Source organism: Psychrobacter sp. NPDC078409 (assembly GCF_050268505.1).
In the GTDB taxonomy this organism is placed as follows: Bacteria; Pseudomonadota; Gammaproteobacteria; order Pseudomonadales; family Moraxellaceae; genus Psychrobacter.
Map to the genome: position 1 here is coordinate 418,082 of NZ_JBNNGW010000001.1, position 20,601 is coordinate 438,682.

Genomic DNA, 20,601 nt, shown 5'->3' on the forward strand with positions numbered 1-20,601 from the left:
GAGAGTTATGAACATAAAAAAACCCTTCATGCTAAATTTTCATAGCCTGAAGGGTTTTTTGATGCATGATTTTTTTAATAATCGACGGTATAGCTTAAACCATAAGTCGTGCCTGAGGCAGGTAAACGGTTCAGATCGCCATACGTGGTTTGATGATAGACCGTTAAATAGTCTTTATTAAGCAAGTTATAAACACCATAATCTACTCGGCCGACTGGCATGTTTACTTGGCCCAATACATCAAGGGTCATATAACCAGTGACAGGTAAGGCACTAGAGTCAGGATCTTTTTGTTGGTCTTTGAAGGCTTTATCATCACCGCCGATTGCCAGTGCTTGTAGACGAATATTGCTGCCTTCATCGAAGTTATACTGAGCAAATGCGGTACCTTTTAACGGTGTTAGACGTACTGCATCGAGCTCTAGCCAATCGCCATCTTTGTCATACTGACCACGGGTATAGGCCACACTACCGCCCACTTGCCATTTATCACTGATATCATGACTAAGCGACCCTTCTACCCCATAGACACGCTCATCAGTATCGACGACTTCTACGGTATAGCTGTCAGTAAAACGCACGACTTTGTCTGATTCATTATAAAAACCACTCAAGCGTGCTGCGGTATCGCCATGTTTGCCTTGCCAACCAAACTCGTAGTTATTGATGGCGATAGGCTGTACGTTGTCTGAATTAACCACAAACCCTGCTCGTACATCACGTAGCGCCCGTTGGATATCGGCTGTGGTAAACCCCTGTGAAAAATTAGCAAAAACTTGATCATTCGGTGTTATCTGATAGCTAGTACCGAGATTAAACAAGGTTTTGTCGTGGTCTGTGCTACCTTTTTCTACGTCGCCTGCTTGATAGTCAATGCCATAAGCTGCGCTTGTTCCACTGATAGCAGGGCTATTAAAATACTCTTCAAGCAGCTGCTCATAGATGGGCGTAAAGGTATCAGTCTCCGACTTTAACTTTTGGTAACGCACGCCAGCACTGGTATGCCACTTGTCGGTTATATCTACGTCTGCATTGACAAAAGCACCCCATTTATCGATGGTAGTATCTGGTCCACCGTTATAAGTGAGCCCATTGGTTTGGGCGCTTAAGCCATTACTAGCAAGAAACGTATTTAGGTCTTGACCATAGTAAGTTTGCTCACTGTTTTCGCGCTCGAAATCAGCACCGTAGCTAAGTAGAGTCTTTTTACCTGCGACTTCCGTCTCGGTTTGCATGGCGGCACGTAAGCCCATTACTTCGATATCAGCTTCTGATTGAGTGACAAATGTTGCAGCACTTGCCAGTTTCTTCAGTGTGGCTGTATCAGTTAGGCCATTGGCTTGCCATACTTCAGTCGCTTGGTCTCCTGCGCTTTTACCAGAAGGGTAAAAACGGCCTTTCTCATCTCTATAATAGCCCGTCAAACTTAAGCTAGACCCTGAGCCTACAAAGTCATCGTCGCTATAGCTCAAATTTACCGAGCTTTTTTCAGTATATGGCTCGTTCTCTACGTTGGCACCATCGATAGCCTTTAAGGAAGGTTTTGTACCAAATAACACTCCCAAACCATCACCATAATCCGGGCCATAATCTGTGTTTTGCTCATCTTTATAGTAAGTCACTGCAAGATCAAGACGTTGGCTGTCAGTGAGCTCTACACCCAAGCTACCATTAACACTTAACGATTCGGTATCTTGCTGGTCAGTTTGGTTCACATCTGGGCTGATTCGGTTGCCTTTGCTATCAAATTTGCCGCCTTTATTATCATAATCAACATCTAAGCGACCATACACTCGCTCGCCGCCATATCCTAAGGTTTGCCCTACATGATAACCCAATGAGTCTGACTCAAAATTACGACTGCTACTGACACCGACTCTAGTCTGTCTGATAGGGCCATAACCGACCAAAGACTTGGTTACAAGGTTAATCAGGCCACCTGCTGCACCAGCACCGTAGATACTGGTAGCACCTGAGAGTACCTCTACTCGCTCAAGCTGCGCAGGATCGATACTATTGAGCTCGCGTGAAAGACTACGTGAACTGCTTAAAGGCACACCATTCAACAAGAACTGTACAGGGCGACCGTGCATGGTCGTACCATAGTTACTGGTAGAACCACTACTAGCACCCAGACTCGGTATCAATTGTGCCAAGATATCACCAGTGGTACGGTCACCCGTTGCCTGCATCTGAATCTCGTTTTCAGTAATTACTTGGGTGACTGCTGGCATCTCACTAATTTTCTGTGCCAGTGCCGTGCCCGTTCTGGCTTTAGCAGTAACATTGATAGTGTCTAAAGTCACATTAGGCGTCTCATTAGACACTGTACTTGAAGCCAGTTCCGCTGAATCCTGCGCATTTAATGAAACGTCTACTGCATTGTCGGTTTGTGCATATAATTGCTGACTAATACAAAGGGTAAGAACAGATAGAGCAACTTGATGATGGCTTTTCATAATTTTTTCACTTAGGTTATTTTACTTAGTTGAATAAATAAACAGTGATATGAGTAATATTTAGCTAATAATACTGTGTGTACTAACTTTGTGAAGAGCATTGTAAATGATAATCGTTTTTATTTCCATATGTATTAATATCTTGTTAGCAGCGTTTATTTGTGTTGTTTTCACAGGTATAGTTTGCTATTTAATCTTTGATAATTTCATTAGTCATTGAATAATTTATCTAGCTCATTGTTACGATAGACATTGAAGAAACGTTGGAGTTCCATCTCATCCTCTCTATATTCATTTTGACGACCTGATAATAGCTGCTATGCTACATCAACAGATAATATAAATACATCATCACTATCCATAATGGCAATATCGCCTGAACGAATAATCGCTATCTGCTTACCTAAGCGACAGGCAATATCGGGCGCTAGCTTACCTTGTGTTTGGTTACTCTTGAAGGTAGTTATAGCGCCGATACCCTGCGCAAACACAGGGAAACCTAACTTACTTTTATCCAGTGGGTGAAAAGGACGATTGATCAAGATGCCCATTGCCCTAAAGCGATTAATGTCTAGTGCCAAAAATCAATGATATTTCAGTCTTGATAAGTTAAAGAAAACCCCGATACGGGGTGTTTGTCTATGGGGATCGTGGCAATTTGCACGCTGAAGGAATCGTGAATAATAAAATCACCGCGATGACCACCAGTATTTCTTGGATCGCGCTTGCCATGCCATCACTACTACCTGCTGCTAATAACTGCGCACTTCGACTGCCTATATAAAGGGTCGACAGCGTGATAAATATGGTAGAGATGATGCGGCGACTGATGTTATTAAGGGCGGCTCCTTCAGTGACTGAGTCTTTGGGTAAGCTGCTAAACCCAACGGTCGTGGTTGGCAGGTATGCTAGACCCACTCCGACACCGCGCATACTCATAATCAACATTAATAGCCAAAGTGTGGGCTGATACAAGCACCATGCCAGCATCAAGGTAGACAGCGCACTAATCGCAATTCCTACGATGCCAATCCCTCTGGCACCTTGCTTATCTACCATCTTGCCAGCGTAATGCGTGATGATACTGGCCACGAGCGTCGCGACCATCAGGACAACACCTGTCCATAAAGCACTCTCGCCCATCACGTCTTGTATCAACACGGGTAATAACAAGAGACACAGCATCAAACCGACTGTTTGGGTAATGCTAATGATATTACTGTGCAAATAGGTTTTATTGTTAAACAAGCGCACGTTTAATAATGGATGTTTCTGACGCCGCTCGTATGCCCACCAAGCCATCGCGGACAGTAAAAATCCGACAGACAATAAACCCAACGTGGCTATCTTTAATAAGCCGTCACTGTTGAATAAGCCACCAGTAAAATCTATTTTCAGCGTGCTCAGCCAAACCATCATCGCAAGCAGCCAAGTGAGTAAGCTGATAAACCCGATCGTATCGAAAGGGCTCTTTTTTTCATATGAGCGCATGTCAGGTATTAACCACCACACCATCGCCATGACCGCCATACTAAGTGGTAACGTAATGGCAAACAGTGTCCACCACGCAAACTGCTCAACCAAGTAAGCACCGACCAAAGGGCCAAACGCTAATGACATCATAATAACAATGCCCCATAGCGCCATTACTCTACCGTGCTGCTGCTGCGGATAAATCTGATACAGCATACCAATAGACAATGGGATAATCAGACCGCCACTCAGTCCTTGTATGGCTCTGGCAATGATGACAAAGCTCATACTAGACGCCAGCATCCCAATGACTGAGCCCAGCATAAATCCAAAAATTGCCGCCAAATAAACAGTATTAAAAGGAAATTTTTTGTTTAAGTAGCCGCTTAGCATAAGCCCTACACTCATGGCCAAGACATAAGCATTTAACACCCAGCCGCCCATCACAATGTCGACATCAAACACCGACATAAAGACAGGAATCGCTGGATTAAGTGCACTATTACTGAAGCTGACCACCGTACCGCCGAGTAATAGTGTCAATAATACCTGCTGTACCTGTTTGTCGGTCAAGCCATGACTGCTACTATTCGAGGCTTCGTTTATAGATGTCTCATTTGTAGATGTCTCATTTGTAGATGTCTCATTTGTAGAGGTTTTATTTATAGGTGCTTTATTTATAGGTGCTTTATTTATAGGGGCGTTGCTCATTAAGCAGTGGCATCATAAAATTGGGTGACGGTCGGCATGACTTGCTCCTAGTTATTATTTTGCTAGCCTATCGAACACGTCATCCAATCTCGCTGAAACTTAGCATCGTTATTCTCATCAAAATGCTGATCAAATAAGATTCGATAGGCCTCTGCTGAATAAAGTCAAAATTGTCGGCTATTTAATGCTTGAAGACATGAGCTATCTATTTACTGAGGCTGGTACCTTACGAATGAGCCATAAGAAGTAGCCACCACCGATAATCGCTGCAATCGTGCCCGCTGGCAGCTCATAAGGGAAAATAACATAACGGCCAATCCAATCCGCTATCACCATCACCCCTGCCCCTAAAAGTGCAGCTAGTGGCAATTGTCGTTCAAGCTTCACAGCTCCCAGTGAGGTAGCTAAGTGAGGCACCATTAAACCAATAAAGCTCAATGGTCCAACGGCAAGCGTGCTGGCCGTACTAAGTGCTGCTACTAATGCCAATAATGACAAAGTCACTGGCGTAACTGCCACACCTAAATTACGCGCCACACCTGTACCTAGTCCAAGAACTCGCAAAGGCTTAATCAGCAGTAGACTGAGTATAAATAAGATAGCGGCAATGCCAATGAGATACCATACTGTACTGGGCTGAGCGCTATAAGTTGTCCCTGATAACCAGCTAAGCATCGCTTCTAGACGCGGGTCTCCTGAGAGCTTGACCATATGCATCACCCCATCCATCATGGCGGCAATACCTATGCCTACTAACAATAAATAACCTGAGCTGACCCTGCGTGCCAGCCAAATAATCAATAGCAGCACGGCCATCGCCCCTGACAGTCCTGAAACCAGCAACGTCCCTGCTCCCGCAGATAGCCCTAAACTTGGTAATAATAAAAACCCTAAAATCACCCCAAGTGCTGCGCCTGAACTGACCCCCAACACCTCAGGACCGGCCATAGGGTTACGCGTTAAAGTTTGCAGTAGTACACCGGCGACTGCCAGCATCAAGCCTGTCGCTGCAGCACTCAAACTGCGAGGCAAGCGGTACTGCTGCGTGAGCGCCCAGTCCGTACTGAGCCCCCAACCATTGATGTCTTGTACAAATAAACAGGCAAACATGATGATAGCGAGCACACCAACGCCCCATCGCCAAAAGGCAATGGATGTATGTTTACCCGCAAGCATCGGTGTCACTGTCTCTATCCGCTCGCGACGCTGACGCAAAATCAGCCAAATAATCAGCGGTGCACCCAAAATACCTGTCATGGCACCAGCTGGAATCTGCATATCGAGTATTGGCTCAAGCAGTAACGCGACATTGCTGGTCAACAATAACAGCAGCGCCCCCAACCCAAAAGCAGTAGCCAAACGCTTACCAATAGCAGAAATACCCAGCGCATTGACCAAACTTGCCGCACCAAGACCAATAAAACCAATTAAGCCAACTTCACTGATCACTAAAGCGGTCACAACGGCTACCAACAATACAACAAGTGCGCGAATCCCATTAATAGGTACACCCAGACGTTTTGCTTGGGTGTCATCTAGACTCATCAGCGTTAATGGTTTTAGTAATGGCAGACATACGACCGCTATCAAAATAGCAGTAATGACTAGCGCTATACTGGTATGCCAGCTGTTTTGTGCCAAAAACCCAGCCGCCCATGACAGCATGCCATTACTACGCTCAGCAAAAAACAACACCAGCACATTAGCCACTGCGGCTAGCAAAATATTGACCACCAAACCGGCCAGTATCAAAATCAATGGATTAAATCGACTGGGTGCTGATAAGGCAAATACCAGACCCATACTGATGATAGCCCCCACAAAGGCCACATAAAGTCCGCCATAAATAGCCAAGCTTGGCAAAAATAACGTGACGATAAGCATGGCTAACTGTGCACCCACGCCCACACCTAGCGTCGTATCTGATGCTAGTGGGTTTTTTACCAATTGCTGCAGTAGAATACTGACCACACCTAATAGCCCGCCAGCCAACAACGCCACCACGCTGGTTGCCACTATATGTAGCTGTATCGCCATACTGGCAATATCCAATTGCGAGCTTGATATAAGCAAGTCACGAAGTGGGCGCGTCCACTGCTGATCTATCAGTACCCAACTACTCCATAACGACAAAGCCGCTAGTCCGATGAGCATGGCCCACAGTCGCCAAGACAAATTGGCAAACAAGGAAGTTTGAGAATTGGGTTGGTTCGGTGGCTGATTCAGTGGTGATGATGAATGTTTCGATGACGTTGATGAGGGTGACGATAGCGATGAATCTGAAACCGTTGCTGCTTGAGAGGTTGATGTCATCGTATGAGCACTGTCGGTGTGGTTATTGATAGAGTTGTTGTTAGTGTCTGCATTGGCGCTCATAATACTTCCCCGCCTTTTAATGAAACTTCTGACAAGTTATCTGCTAAGCTAACCAATGACGACATCCCGCCATAAATCCATACTGGTGGTAGCTCGCCCACACAGCGGGTATTGCCATAACCTAGGCGCTGCCAAATCAAGCTGTCATCAATTTCAGCTCTAGTGATTGGGCTTAGTGGATCGATAATTAATAGACAGGTCTCATCATCTAATTGCGCCAAATCTCCCATTCGTATTGGCACAAACCCCCACTGATTGCCCTTGCCCAATACCACAAGCTCTCTATTCATCTGCTCTAACGCAGGCTGAAATAAGCTATTTGCCACATACATACGCATGTTATTAGCATCCGCAAACTGTACCACTGCGAATTTATTGGCTTTTGGATAACGCTGCTGGAATTGCTGACTGGCCAGCTGTATGTCTTTCTGACTTTGTACAATATAGTCTTCAGCCATCTTTGGGTTATCGATCAGCATGCCAAGCTTCCGCGTTGGTTCGGTATAGTCCGCCCACGTTGCTGTCTCTCCTTTTGCCGCAGACATTACAGATTCTGCAGGCACATCGCCGTACAAGTTGCGTGCATGCTCATAAAAATAATTATCTATGACCATATCGACAGGCAGTTGAGCGATTAGCTCAGCATTGGGCTGATAACGGATGCCTAAGTCTGTGATCGATATTGGCAGTTTGGGGCTACCCACCCATCTATCCCAAACCCTGACATCACCTGTCGCAATTGGTGCGTGCCCCATCGCTGTTAAAGTCGCTGCATTACCCCAGTCGGGAGACACGATATTCATCCTGTCGCTATGACTGTTTTCTGCTTCTGAGGTAGTGGATGTTTGACTATTACAGGCGGTCAATACCAAGCACAATGTGAGGGCGAACCATTTCAGTGTTGTCATTACTGATACTGACGTCACTATTGGACGTTTCGATAATTTATCTGTATAAAAAACGGGAGACATAGAAGAATATCTTTGTAGGCGAATTAAAAAGAAGGAGCAGAAACCAGATGTTAAGCGACTGCGACAGGCTGTCCAGTAATAGGATGACTGAGTAGCTGCATATCGACATTAAAGATATCGTGTAGCACGGTAGGTTGCATGGTACTGGCAATATCGCCGTTGTGACATATTTGTCCATTTTTCAGCGCGATGACTCGATCAGCATACTGCGCGGCCAAATTAATATCATGAATAATAATCACCACGCTTAAGCCTTGCTCATCCACCAAACGACGAATAAGCTGAATGACCTCGATTTGATAATGCATATCAAGCGCAGCAAGTGGCTCATCGAGCAATAGGTAACGGGTATCCTGTGCCAGACACATCGCAAGCCACGCACGAGCGCGCTCACCACCAGATAGCGTGGCAGTGATGCGATCAGCAAACGCTTCGGTTTGAGTCACTTTTAATGCTTGCGCGACTTTGTTTTTATCTATTTGAGTTGGCTTTTGCAGCCATTTTTGATGGGGATAGCGCCCTAGCATGACCAGCTCACGCACAGTAAATCCAGCAGCTTCTGGCAATTGCTGCGGCAGATACGCCATTTGCCGCGCCAACTCCTTACTGCCGTAGTCATTAATACTGTGCTCATCTAAAGTGACATTGCCGCTACTACTTGCCATCTCACCTGCTAGCGCTTTGATCAAGGTCGACTTGCCAGACCCATTATGCCCAACCAGAGCCACCAGTTGATTGGTATCAATCTCACAAGTCACATTGTCTAATAGAGTATTCCCTTGACGGCTGATGGTCAGCTGGTTTGCACGTAGCATATAAGCACTCATTGTTGATAAAAATAATATGTCATAAAAATGATGGTTCATCGGTCATCAGCTATAGACCAATTTTTGACGATCAAACCACAATAAAAATTGATTTTACTCGTAAATGATAACAAAAACAATTATCATTAACTATAAACTCATTCACTTTAATTTCAACGCTCTGTTGATTGCGAGTATTTATATGACCAACCTTCTTTTAGCTACTACAGAAAACACTGATAACCAAAACAGCCAATACACCTCTCTAAACGATCCTGAAATAGCAAGTGTGGTCGCTCATATTAATGAAGAGCACCTCGACGAACTGCTTGGATTTTTGAGTGCATTTACCTCATTATCTACCGCCGAATCGGATCTGGTCGATGCGCAGATAACTGATATTTATGCTGAAGGTATTGCCATACAGACTCGTCCAAAAGGCTCAGAGAATCAATCAACTGACGCTCAAAATAACTCGCTTCATAACCAGACTTTCTTTATCGCTTTTGCTGCACCTATCTCCCAGCTTGATGATTTGCAAGCCCAATATATCTTGCTAAAACAAAGAGCCGATAAAAAGCTAGGCAAAAAAACAATCAAACTGACCAAGCAAGTATTTGATGTGCAAAGTAGTTATAGAGTCAGCAAAAATATGCTGCGCCTTGAATTGAGCATGCCGTCATTAAATAGTGATACGCCATTAAATAATACCGCTCAGTTAAGTAATGCTAAGGGCACAACAAGCTCGACGTCAGTACCTACCAATGAAGCAGGTTACGCGTACTTGTTTGATTTAGAGCACAATGCAATGACCGATGCATTGATGACTGACAGCACTGATGGCAATAAAGCTAGTGACTATAAAACTAATGGTAGCGATAAGGGAAACGTACGCCCTGCTCGTCCTCACTGCTATTACACTTTAAGAAAAGCATGGCAAGCTGATGATGAGATACGAGCATGGGTCGATGTTTTTTTGCATGGGGATACGCCGGGCGGCAACTGGGCAGCAGCACTACAAGCAGGCGAGACCGTTGTCACAAAACGAGAGTTTCCAGAAAAGGTAGAGCACTTACGAGACGGTCAAGCGGTACTGATTGTCGATGAGACCTCAATGCCAACGGCAGCACGACTGCTGGAGCTATGGAACAATCCTACGCCACCATTAGTAATTTGTGTGACGCAAGATGCAGGCGATCAAAGCTATTTTGATACTGTGAAAATGCGCAGTGGCGTTGATTGTGATACTGAAAACAATGGTAATAACTACTTTACCGTACTGCCTATAGTAACCAATCAACCAAACTCAGGAGCAGAGTTAGCCACGCTAATTGACAGTAAATTGGGCGATTATTTGACTGACAACCCTCTACAGATTGATAAAGTCTGGGGAGCACTAGAAGCGAATACTGCCAAAGCATTGCGTCCATTACTGAAAGACCGACTTGGGCTAAGTCGTACAGATGTTGTGGTAAAGGTATACTGGCGTCACGATTAGCTTAGCTCTATAAGATTAAATTCAAAACCTACCCTATATATAGTGGATACTACTGGCGCATCCACTATTAATGTTTGCAGCATCGAATGTTTGTAGGGTATAGTTTTTATTTTGAACGTTTAATCAATATAGCCTATAGTTAGATAACCTTATCGCTAGGATTACCAGTGATAGTCGAGTAGCACCCAGAGACTCACTTCTAATAGACTGTCTAACACCTGTGCCAGAATGCACTGTTATTTTTCTAACCCAAGGATGATATATGAAAAAACTTAGGACGCCTGATTCGTATTTTGCTAACTTGCAAGATTACGATTTTGAACCGAACTATTTGATGGTCGATGATACAGAAGGTGGCGAGCTGCGAGTACACTACCTTGATGAAGGTCCAAGCGACGCCGACCCTATCTTGTTATTACATGGTGAGCCTTCTTGGTCTTATCTGTATCGTAAAGTCATTCCCATACTAACAGCAGCAGGACACCGCGTTATTGCGCCAGACCTTCCTGGGTTTGGACGTTCAGACAAACCTGCATCGCGTATTGACTACACTTATCAGCGCCATGTCGATTGGATGCAATCGGTGCTTGATCAATTAGATTTAAAAAATATCACCCTGTTTTGTCAAGATTGGGGCGGTTTAATCGGCCTACGCTTAGTAGCAGCACATCCTGATAAATTCGATCGCGTTGCAGCAGGCAACACAATGCTACCGACTGGAGATCATGAACCGGGCGAAGGTTTTCGCAAGTGGCAGAAGTTCTCTCAGGAGACGCCGCAATTTAATGTAGCAGGCACCATTAAAAGCGGTACCACAACGACGTTATCACAAGCCGTACTGGATGCTTATGATGCGCCCTTCCCTGATGAGTCCTATAAAGAAGGCGCCAGACAGTTTCCTATCCTAGTGCCCACGACACCAGATGATCCTGCTTCAGAAAACAACCGTGCAGCTTGGGTAGTGCTGAGCAAATGGAGCAAGCCATTTATCACATTGTTTAGTGATTCCGACCCCGTAACTGGTGGCGGCGATCGCATCATGCAAAAGCTAATTCCTGGTACCAAAGGCCAAAATCATACGACTATCACTAATGGCGGTCATTTTCTACAAGAAGACCAAGGCGAAACGTTGGCTGAGCTTCTACTGAAGTTCATCAATGACAATCCGAAAGTACAGTAATAGATAACAAAAACCCTGATTGCTAATGTACTAGCAATCAGGGTTTTTAGTTATGCCGTGATAATTGGTCAACGACAAAAGGCGCAAGCTGTCATAACTAAAAAACCTACTCTCTATACAACCTTGCTATACGATATTTTTAAAAATATCATCAATATACTTCTCTACTGCATCATTGTCGTTAGTGACCTGCGCATAAGTCCTAAGACCTATAATTTGAATTTGAAAATAACGCGCCAGCTCAACGGGGTCTTTTTCTGCGCTAATCTCACCGCTATCAATGGCTTGTCCAAAGAGCACGGCAAACGACGCCTCTATACCTTCCAATATATTTGTTGCATGTGCGAGCAAATCTGGACTATCGTTTTGAGTAAGCTCAGCAACTGTCTTTACGATCATGCACATACCACTAGGCGCAGTAGCACTATTACAGACAATCACCGTATGGATAAAATGTTTTAAGCCATCCAACACTGTGTCTTTTTGCTCAATACAGTCGGCCAATCTCTTGGCACCATCTGCGGCATAGCGATTCAGCGATTCTGTAAATAGTTTATCTTTACTACCAAAAGCTGCATAAATACTACCTGGGTGCATATTCACCACATCTTGCAAATTGCGCATTGATGTCGCGTGATAGCCTTTTTCCCAATAGAGATTTTTTGCTTTTTCGATCACATCCTCACGATTGAACTTTATCGGAGCACTCATAATTTTCACCTTAATAACTTTGCCTTAAAATCTATTTTAAGGCAAAGTTTGTAGAATCAACCTTAGTTACTGGTTTTAATCACTTTTTATATTATAAGACTTATTAAGTCTCTTTGCTTCGATTAACTGTTTTTATCAAAGTTTTGCGGATAAAGCGCGCGTGCAGCAACATCATCAAACTCAGTTTTGAAATCAATACCTTTAGGAATGTCACGGGCTTTTTGTACCGCTGGGCGGGCATTAATGCTATCAAACCAGCGCTTTAGATTCGGATAATTATCCAAGCCGCCTTCGCCTAGCACAACTGTCGCCTTATCAATCCAGCCCCAAGTAGAAATATCAGCGATTGAGTAACTATCACCAACCATATATTCACGGCCTTCTAAGTGCGTATCTAGCACTTCATAATGACGCTCGGCCTCACGAAGGTAACGATTAATTGCATACGGGATTTTCTCTGGCGCTTTATGCCTAAAGTGAACAGACTGACCAGAAAAAGGGCCCAATCCAGATGCTACAAACATTAGCCACGACAGCATCTCGCTACGATCTTCTGGTTGTCCTGCCAGCTTGCCTGTTTTTTCAGAAAGATACATCAAGATAGCTGTAGAATCAAACACGCGTTTGCCGTCATCTTCTAGGGCAGGTGTTTTGCCGTTTGGGTTGATAGCACGGTACTCAGGTGTATGCTGCTCACCTTTTAGGGTATCTACTGCCACAAGCTCATAAGGTAGCCCAGTTTCTTCAAGAAACAATGCTACTTTCATTGGGTTTGGCGTTTGATGAAAATAAAATTTAAGCATAACTTTATCCTATTATATGAAGACAGTCGTCTGATGACTATCAAATCTAGTGACTATACTAATGACTATAAAAACTGTAATGAGATAACAAAAATAGACGTCGAAATTTGAAGCACATTTTTATTGTCTGATATACACTATAACCACAAATGAACGTTCGTTCAAGTAATGTTATATATTGATATAATAAATACAGTATTGATATAACCCTGTTCGTATATAGACTCTTTTACCAACAGTCACCCTCAAAACTCATCTAACCATCACACCAATTCAAAGGATTAAAAATGACTACATTAACCGTCATCGCCCATATAACAGCAAAAGACGATAGCATCGCTCTCGTAAAGGCTGAACTCGAAAAACTCATACCAGCTACTCGCAGCGAAGAAGGCTGTATTCGTTATGATTTGTTCCAAGATAATGAGAAACCCACTCACTTTATGTTTCATGAAAGCTGGGCTACCCGCGAGCTATGGCAAATCCATATGGAAAACCAACATCTAAAAGACTTTTCTGCCGCAACAGAAGGCGCGGTGGAATCGTTCGTTCTACATGAGATGACTGAAGTTAATTAATCTCGATTCATTCAGTCATTTCAATAAGCTTTGTTCGTAATACTAGAGAAAATAACGTTATTAACGCTAACAATAACTTTTTTACCGTTATTTTTTCTTACTACTTACACAGTGTTACCTTCTTAAGATACTGATATTAATAGAGTAATATGAATTACGCAGAGGAATGTAATTTAGCCATTACAATTTACTTGAACGATTACTCAAATAATTATTGAGCGATTGCTCAATATCATTTATAGTAGTCTCTATTGACTCGCTTACTAAGCAAAGTTGCTAATTTTGAGTAACTACTCAAGCCAATAATTAAATGTAAATCAGCGACTGCTTTTAAGCGAGCATGAAAACTCTAAAACACACTAAATCTCAAACCTATTATTAGGAATTATATTATGACCGAATTTACTCTACACGATAAAGACACAGCCCCAGCAGAAAGCAAAGACTTACTTGATTCTTCAATCAAAGCATTTGGCATGGTACCTAACCTACACGCCGTGATGGCTGAAGCGCCTGGCTTACTAGAAGGCTACCAAAAGCTACATCAACTGTTTTTAGACAGTAGCTTTGATGATGAAGAGACTACTGTGGTATGGCAAACTATCAACGTTGAGCATGCTTGCCATTACTGTGTGCCTGCGCATACTGGTATTGCTAAGAGCATGAAAGTAGATGACGCTATCACTGATGCATTACGTGATGAAACGCCACTACCAACTGAAAAATTGGAAGCATTGCGTACCTTCACACTATCTGTAGTCCGTAATCGTGGTAACGTTGATGACAGCGCGGTTCAAGCATTTTTAGATGCTGGCTACACTAAGCGCCAAATTCTTGAAGTTATTCTTGGTGCTGCTCAAAAAGTCATGAGCAACTACACAAACCACCTAGCTAACACACCAGTCGACAAGCCATTCCAGAAATTTGAATGGCATAAAGCTAACTAATACGTTTTTCGGCTAACGCTGACACAGTCCATTTGATGTTTTCATACTGTTGTTCGAAACATCTTCGGGCAGCAGTTTTCCATTTTAATTTATCGCTAATGAGAGATCCTATGGAACAGGCAAAAAAACCCTTACGAATAGACATCGTGTCAGACGTTGTGTGCCCTTGGTGTGCTATCGGCTATAGTCAACTGGCCGAGGCATTAAAACAAACCAACACGCCGCACGAGATTCACTGGCACCCATTTGAATTAAATCCTAATACGCCGCACGAAGGACGAAACTATCGTGAGCATATTATGGAGAAGTACGGTAAAACTGCTGAGGACGTTAAAGAGAACCGAGCTAGAATGACAGCAGCAGGTGCAGAAGCTGGATTTAATTTTCAGTTTACCGATGAGTTTCGTACCTACAATACTTTTAATGCGCATCAGTTACTGCATTGGGCTGATCAGCAAGGACGTATGCACGACCTAAAACAAGCATTGTTCATCGCGCATTTCGCTGATAATAAAAACGTGGCTGACAGTACCGTACTAGCAGATGTCGCAGCAGATGTCGGACTAGATCGTTTTGAGGCGCTTGCCGTTATCACATATCAACGCTTTGCCAATGTGATACGTGAAGCCGTACAGCATTCAAAGCAGCAAGGTGTTCAAAGCGTACCATCCGTTATCTTTAATGGTCGTCATCTGGTGAGCGGCGCGCAAGGTGTAGAAAACTACAAAAACATCTTAAAGCAACTATCAGACATGCCAGAATAAAAACAATAAACTGGATCTGATTTACCAATTACATCCTACTGAGCACAGTATATAAAAAGGTATCACCATTATGTCAAACTCTAATCATTACGAGCCACCTAGCGTCTGGACATGGGATGCAGAAAGCGGTGGTAAGTGGGCAAGCGTCAACCGCCCTATCGCTGGTCCAACGCATGAAGCAGAACTACCTCGAGGCAAGCACCCGTTGCAAATTTACTCAATGGGCACCCCTAACGGTCAAAAAGTCACCATTATGGTCGAAGAGTTATTGGCGTTAGGTGTGACAGAAGCTGAGTACGACGCGCACCTGATTCAAATTAGTGAGGGCGGACAGTTCTCATCAGGTTTCGTTGAGCTAAATCCAAACTCAAAAATTCCTGTGCTTTTGGATACAGAGACTGGTAGTCGTGTGTTTGAGAGTGGCGCTATTTTATTTTATCTTGCCGACAAATTCGGAAAACTACTGCCTAAAGATGCAGCAGCACGTACTGAAGTGATGAATTGGCTCTTCTGGTTACAAGGCTCTGCTCCTTACTTGGGTGGCGGTTTTGGACATTTTTACTTTTATGCACCAGAAAAATTTGAGTACCCTATCAATCGATTCACGATGGAAGTAAAACGCCAGTTAGATGTACTAGAACGTGAGCTTGCAGAAAATCGCTATCTAGGTGGCAATGAGTATACGATTGCAGATATCGCCACTTGGCCTTGGTATGGCAATCTAATACTAGGCGAAGCATACAATGCAGGAGAGTTTTTACAAGTTGAGACCTATCCAAATGTTCGTCGCTGGGCAACTGAGATTTTAGAGCGTCCTGCTGTGCAACGTGGTCGCAAGGTAAACCGCACTTGGGGTGAGCCTGCTGAGCAATTACACGAACGTCATGATGCCTCAGACTTTGAGCTAAAAACTCAAGATAAACTGGATGCTCAGACAACCGAAGAAGCAAAAAAATAGACGCTTTGTCTATGACTTACTAGCTTACTTAAGTAGTCTTATTCATCGATTCTAAAGGTAATGTTTACTTTTCCTATTACTACTTGGAACTACTGTAAACATCCAATACTTTTGCACTTAAGACTGCTAATGTAAGGCTGTTAAATACCAACTAACTATAAAGACACTACTAAAAAGGATAAGAACTATGTCAACAGATTATGCTCAAAAAATTCAAGCCGGTACTACGTTTCCTGAAATGGAAGTACAAGTATTAAACGGTGAAATGACTTCATTAGGCAAACCTGAAAACGGTCATGACTGGAAACTGGTTGTTGTATACCGTGGTAAGCATTGCCCAATTTGCACAAAGTATCTAAATACCTTAGAGACAGTAAAACAGTCTTTCTATGACGTCGGTGTCGATATCATCGCAGTATCTGCAGACAGCAAAGAGCAGTTAGAAGGTCATCTAGATCAGATAGATGTTAGCTTCCCTATGGCTTATGGTCTAACTATCGAACAGATGAACACGTTAGGTCTATATATCTCTGACCCACGTTCAGAAAAAGAAACTGACCATCCTTTCGCTGAGCCTGCTGTGTTCGTTATCAATGCTGAAGGAAAAGTACATATCGTTGATATCTCAAATGCACCGTTTTCTAGACCAGATCTTGAAGCCTTGGCAAACGGTTTGGCTTTTGTTAGAAATCCAGAAAACAACTACCCTATCCGTGGTATGCACGGCTAATTGATATAGTAAATATAGAGTGTTGATCCACTCGATTATTTAGCTGATCAATATCTAACCAGTTAAATTGCAATGGGCGTATCGAGATAATTCTTGATACGCCCTTTTTTTGTTTATTGATAACTTAACTGCTATCAAAATATTTAACTTCATTAGTATTTGCTCAGTACTAATGTTTGAGTAGTAAGGTCAATCTATAAAAAAAGGTTCTAGACGAAACTCGTAGACTAGCCAGCATATAAGGACTATATTTGAGCTCGAAATATCATCATAAACATGTTCCCTTTTGATTAATCTATATTTCCTTTTTTCATCGGTTGGTTTTTATAAATAAAACAGACTGTGTTTATGGTTTAATTTGCCTCTCGTTTCGGCTAAATCTTAATACGATTGTACGTTCTGATTTATCAATGCTGTTTATTATTTGTTGTTAACACTCGTACACTGAGATTGATTTCTGCTAAAATCATGCAGCAACATTATCAATATCTCATCATAGGTATGAGTAAAAGGATTCGATATGCGATTGAAATCAATCGTTCAAAAACTACATGAACGCGCTCCAAAATTGGGCAAAGCTGCCTCACTGACGACGGCAACCAGTGTTATCACTTTTAATAGTATGCTAGCTGGTCTACCTGTCTGGGTAATGGGTGCTACCAAGGCTATCACTGGTGCTGCCATCGCTGACAAAGCCGTTATCGACGTGACGAACTATTGGATCAATAGCAACAATGCATTGATCGATAACCTATTACCGCGCAAAGATTGGCGCATTAATCTGCCTGATGATGTGCATACCAACGGTAAGTATCTACTGGTGAGCAATCATCAGTCATGGGTTGATACCAGTATCGTGCAATATATCAGCGAAAAACGTTTACCATTGACGCGCTTTTTTACCAAGTTTGAGCTCATATACATCCCTGTCATTGGTCAGGCTTTCTACTTTCTCGACTTTCCTATGATGCGTCGACATTCTAAAGAAGCTATCGCTAAAAACCCTGCTCTAAAGGGTAAGGATATCGAAGAAGCGAAACGAGCATGTGCATTGCTCAAGGACAAGCCTTTTACGCTATTGAACTATCTAGAAGGGACTCGCTTTACCGCTAGCAAACACGATAAACAAGAATCCCCTTATACGCATTTACTTAAGCCACGCGCTGGCGGGTTATCACTGGCTATGAGTGCATTAGGGGAAGAGATCGATGGGATTTTAGACATGACGATTGTCTACCCTGACGGTGTACCCACTTATAGCGATCTATGGAAAGGTAATATCAAACGTTTAGGCGTCGATGTGCGACATATTGAGATACCCGAAGATCTGTTTACTGCGATCAAAAACGGCGGCTATGAAACAGATGAAGCGATAAAAGCACAGATGTTTGAATGGGTAGAGCAAATATGGCATCAAAAGGATCAACTTATCACAGAGATGCTAGCTGACTTTGAGAGCAGTGACTTTGAGAGCAATAACTCTGGAAATAGAGACTCTGAAATTAAAGATAATATTGAACAGGCTTAGCCCATTCTCTCTACCAACAATCCTAATTATTTGATAACCTCAAGGTGTGTCGCACGTGTACTAATATGATAAAGGTAAAGCCATATAATGATGAAGTTCCGCGAAAAATGGTTTTGGGCGTTGTGCCTTGCAGTATTAGTACATGTTGGGGTTTTCTTTATTTTCTATCTCAACACTCATCAGACGGATTCAGTAGAAGTAGCTGATAGCCAAACGAACTCGACTGAACCTACTGCTATCAACAATGTGGATCTACCTGAAAAGATCTATACCACTACTGTCACCAGCACTAAGACATCTAATGACACTAACGATAATGTAGAAGACACGGTCAATAAAAAATCTGAGATTGGTAATGAGCCTGAAACATCTCAGCTAATAAGTAGTGATGAGCAAACAGCTAGCGTGGAAAGCAGAAAAGCACCCTCTTCTCCAGCGACCAACAACGTCAATGATAAACCCAAAAAACCAGCTTCTACATCGATAGAATCATCTCAAGCAAACAAAACTCCGCCGCAAAAGGAAAAGGCGCTAAATGCCCAAACCGATAGCAATACTCAGTCTATAGTTGCGAACACTGATGATAAATTAGAAGAAATTAAAAACAATGCAAGCTTGCTAGATATAGACGTCCCTGCTCAAAAAAGTAACGTCAAAATAGATAAAGACTATCTTTCAGCAAAATCTGAAGTGGAAGCAATAAATGATCAATTGAGTGCGGCTATCAACGAAGTTAAAAAGCGTAATCAGCAGAAAATTGATGAGCAACAACAGTTAAGAAATGAGGCGAATAGCCAAAAATTTTCTGAAAGTTCCAACTAAGCATATAAGAGTTATAAGTAGTAGCACAATTAGACCGAATACCTCTACATAAAAAAACCCCAGCGATTAACTGGGGTTTTTATTATCTTATCAATAAACATTCAATATTAAACTGTTATCGCTCACCCAAACCTTCTGATAAGGTTTTGGTAATTGGCTTAGTTAAATAAGACAATACCGTACGCTCCATTGCTTTGATATCGACAGAAGCTGTCATACCAGGTTTGATGACAATCTCATCACCGCGCCCCTTAAATTCAGCACCATTAATCACAATTAAAACACGGTAGTAAGGCTCCTCGCCTTTAGGTGTTTGCTCCATTAGCGTGTCTGGACTGATATAATTGACCGTCCCTTTCATGGCTCCAAAGATAGAGTAATCATAAGCATCGAGTTTAACCGTCGCTTCTTGACCTTCTTTGACATAAGCAATATCAGCGGGACTGACCTTGGCATCTATAACCAAGTCACTACTGGTCGGCAAAATCTGCATGATAACTTCACCGGGCTTGACGACACCGCCAATAGTGGTCACATTGATGTTTTTAATTTTACCTTCTGTAGGAGCCATCAAGCGCTTCTCTTCAAGTACTTGTGCTCGATCTCGCAATTGCTCAAGCTCTGTATCTAGCTCTTCTTGAGCCTTGGTCATTTCAGCCTGTGCTTCTTCAAAATACTTATTGCGCTTGTTATTAATCTGCGCTTCGATATCAGCAACTTGACGACTCAGCTTGATGACATCAGCCTGACTCACATCGCCATATTTTAATAAAGGCTCATTCATGCGCAATTCTTGACGTGCCAACACCAGCATTTTCTCAAGAGAAGAGACTTCTTCATTGATGGCTTGACGACGTCTATTGTATAGCGCCCTTTGGTTTTGCACGTACTCAGGATAGTCCTGTACCCCTTTAGGAAATATCAACGGTTTTTCAAAAATCTCAGCATTTAGTCTTGCTAGCTTAGCAGTCAATGCAGCTGTTTTAGAAGCGGAATTATCAACAGCTGCTTTAGCACGCTCTTCCTCCAACACTACCAATAACTGACCTGCCTTAACCTCTTCACCTTCTGTGACAGCCAACTGAGTCAATACGCCGCCTTCTGACGCTTGGATTTCTTGCGTTCGAGCACTGGCGATTACCGTTGCTTGCGCACGGGTCACTTGGTCAATCTTGGCAAATGATGCCCAGACAATTAAAGTGACGATCCCGATTAATGCTATCCAAATACTCAACCTTGAACGATTAACTTGGGGTTTAGTGGGTGTGTACTTATACTCTGACATG

The 20,601-nt window shown here is 42.9% G+C and carries 18 protein-coding genes; 9 read left to right on the plus strand and 9 right to left on the minus strand.

Going from position 1 to position 20,601, the window contains the following annotated elements; translation table 11 throughout:
• Positions 1-74: 74 nt before the first annotated feature.
• The 6 genes from ACQKC9_RS01530 to ACQKC9_RS01555 form a co-directional block, all read right to left on the minus strand.
• Positions 75-2,459: a TonB-dependent receptor gene (locus ACQKC9_RS01530; protein WP_427620235.1), complete on the minus strand. Its 2,385-nt coding sequence runs from the start codon at positions 2,457-2,459 to the stop codon at positions 75-77.
• Positions 2,460-2,776: 317 nt separating this feature from the next.
• Positions 2,777-3,040 (minus strand): hypothetical protein, encoded by a 264-nt coding sequence (locus tag ACQKC9_RS01535; RefSeq protein WP_427620236.1) that lies wholly within the window; start codon positions 3,038-3,040, stop codon positions 2,777-2,779.
• A gap of 58 nt (positions 3,041-3,098) precedes the next feature.
• Complete coding sequence (locus ACQKC9_RS01540; RefSeq protein ID WP_427620237.1) at positions 3,099-4,643, minus strand: MFS transporter; 1,545 nt, start codon at positions 4,641-4,643, stop codon at positions 3,099-3,101.
• A 201-nt stretch (positions 4,644-4,844) separates the two neighbouring features.
• Positions 4,845-7,019, minus strand: a complete 2,175-nt coding sequence (fhuB, locus tag ACQKC9_RS01545) for a Fe(3+)-hydroxamate ABC transporter permease FhuB (protein ID WP_427620238.1) — start codon at positions 7,017-7,019, stop codon at positions 4,845-4,847.
• A complete protein-coding gene (locus ACQKC9_RS01550; RefSeq protein WP_427620239.1) occupies positions 7,016-7,990 on the minus strand; it encodes an ABC transporter substrate-binding protein in 975 nt (324 codons plus the stop codon). The genes fhuB and ACQKC9_RS01550 overlap by 4 nt, the downstream gene beginning before the upstream one ends.
• A 50-nt stretch (positions 7,991-8,040) precedes the next feature.
• Entirely contained in the window at positions 8,041-8,805 is a 765-nt protein-coding gene (locus ACQKC9_RS01555) for an ABC transporter ATP-binding protein (protein WP_427620240.1), read from the minus strand.
• Between the two features lie 193 nt (positions 8,806-8,998).
• Here ACQKC9_RS01555 and ACQKC9_RS01560 point away from each other — a divergent pair, with 193 nt between their 5' ends.
• Together ACQKC9_RS01560 and ACQKC9_RS01565 are read left to right on the plus strand one after the other, a co-directional pair.
• Positions 8,999-10,294: an SIP domain-containing protein gene (locus ACQKC9_RS01560; RefSeq protein WP_427620241.1), complete on the plus strand. Its 1,296-nt coding sequence runs from the start codon at positions 8,999-9,001 to the stop codon at positions 10,292-10,294.
• A 262-nt stretch (positions 10,295-10,556) separates the two neighbouring features.
• Entirely contained in the window at positions 10,557-11,474 is a 918-nt protein-coding gene (locus tag ACQKC9_RS01565; RefSeq protein ID WP_427620242.1) for a haloalkane dehalogenase, read from the plus strand.
• 126 nt (positions 11,475-11,600) lie between these two features.
• Here the strand turns inward: ACQKC9_RS01565 and ACQKC9_RS01570 are convergent, their stop codons facing one another.
• Together ACQKC9_RS01570 and ACQKC9_RS01575 are read right to left on the minus strand one after the other, a co-directional pair.
• Positions 11,601-12,185: a TetR/AcrR family transcriptional regulator gene (locus ACQKC9_RS01570; protein ID WP_101205246.1), complete on the minus strand. Its 585-nt coding sequence runs from the start codon at positions 12,183-12,185 to the stop codon at positions 11,601-11,603.
• A 122-nt stretch (positions 12,186-12,307) separates the two neighbouring features.
• Complete coding sequence (locus ACQKC9_RS01575; protein WP_057760571.1) at positions 12,308-12,988, minus strand: glutathione S-transferase family protein; 681 nt, start codon at positions 12,986-12,988, stop codon at positions 12,308-12,310.
• A gap of 287 nt (positions 12,989-13,275) precedes the next feature.
• On the opposite strand from ACQKC9_RS01575, the gene ACQKC9_RS01580 reads away from it, so the two are divergent.
• The 7 genes from ACQKC9_RS01580 to ACQKC9_RS01610 all read left to right on the plus strand — a co-directional run bounded on the left by ACQKC9_RS01580 (position 13,276) and on the right by ACQKC9_RS01610 (position 19,315).
• Positions 13,276-13,566 (plus strand): putative quinol monooxygenase, encoded by a 291-nt coding sequence (locus tag ACQKC9_RS01580; RefSeq protein WP_397477125.1) that lies wholly within the window; start codon positions 13,276-13,278, stop codon positions 13,564-13,566.
• Between the two features lie 392 nt (positions 13,567-13,958).
• The gene (locus ACQKC9_RS01585) at positions 13,959-14,513 is read left to right on the plus strand and encodes a carboxymuconolactone decarboxylase family protein (protein WP_427620243.1); all 555 of its coding nucleotides are present in this window, start codon (positions 13,959-13,961) and stop codon (positions 14,511-14,513) included.
• A gap of 110 nt (positions 14,514-14,623) precedes the next feature.
• Positions 14,624-15,277 (plus strand): DsbA family oxidoreductase, encoded by a 654-nt coding sequence (locus ACQKC9_RS01590; protein WP_427620244.1) that lies wholly within the window; start codon positions 14,624-14,626, stop codon positions 15,275-15,277.
• 70 nt (positions 15,278-15,347) lie between these two features.
• Complete coding sequence (yghU, locus tag ACQKC9_RS01595) at positions 15,348-16,235, plus strand: glutathione-dependent disulfide-bond oxidoreductase (RefSeq protein WP_427620245.1); 888 nt, start codon at positions 15,348-15,350, stop codon at positions 16,233-16,235.
• A gap of 187 nt (positions 16,236-16,422) precedes the next feature.
• Positions 16,423-16,965 (plus strand): peroxiredoxin-like family protein, encoded by a 543-nt coding sequence (locus tag ACQKC9_RS01600; RefSeq protein WP_101205252.1) that lies wholly within the window; start codon positions 16,423-16,425, stop codon positions 16,963-16,965.
• A 520-nt stretch (positions 16,966-17,485) separates the two neighbouring features.
• Positions 17,486-18,493, plus strand: coding sequence for an acyltransferase (locus tag ACQKC9_RS01605; protein ID WP_427620246.1), 1,008 nt, complete (start codon positions 17,486-17,488; stop codon positions 18,491-18,493).
• Between the two features lie 87 nt (positions 18,494-18,580).
• Positions 18,581-19,315, plus strand: a complete 735-nt coding sequence (locus ACQKC9_RS01610) for a hypothetical protein (protein ID WP_427620247.1) — start codon at positions 18,581-18,583, stop codon at positions 19,313-19,315.
• 115 nt (positions 19,316-19,430) lie between these two features.
• Here the strand turns inward: ACQKC9_RS01610 and ACQKC9_RS01615 are convergent, their stop codons facing one another.
• On the minus strand, positions 19,431-20,600 hold the full coding sequence (locus tag ACQKC9_RS01615; RefSeq protein ID WP_427620248.1) for an HlyD family efflux transporter periplasmic adaptor subunit: 1,170 nt from the start codon (positions 20,598-20,600) through the stop codon (positions 19,431-19,433).
• Position 20,601: the final 1 nt, after the last annotated feature.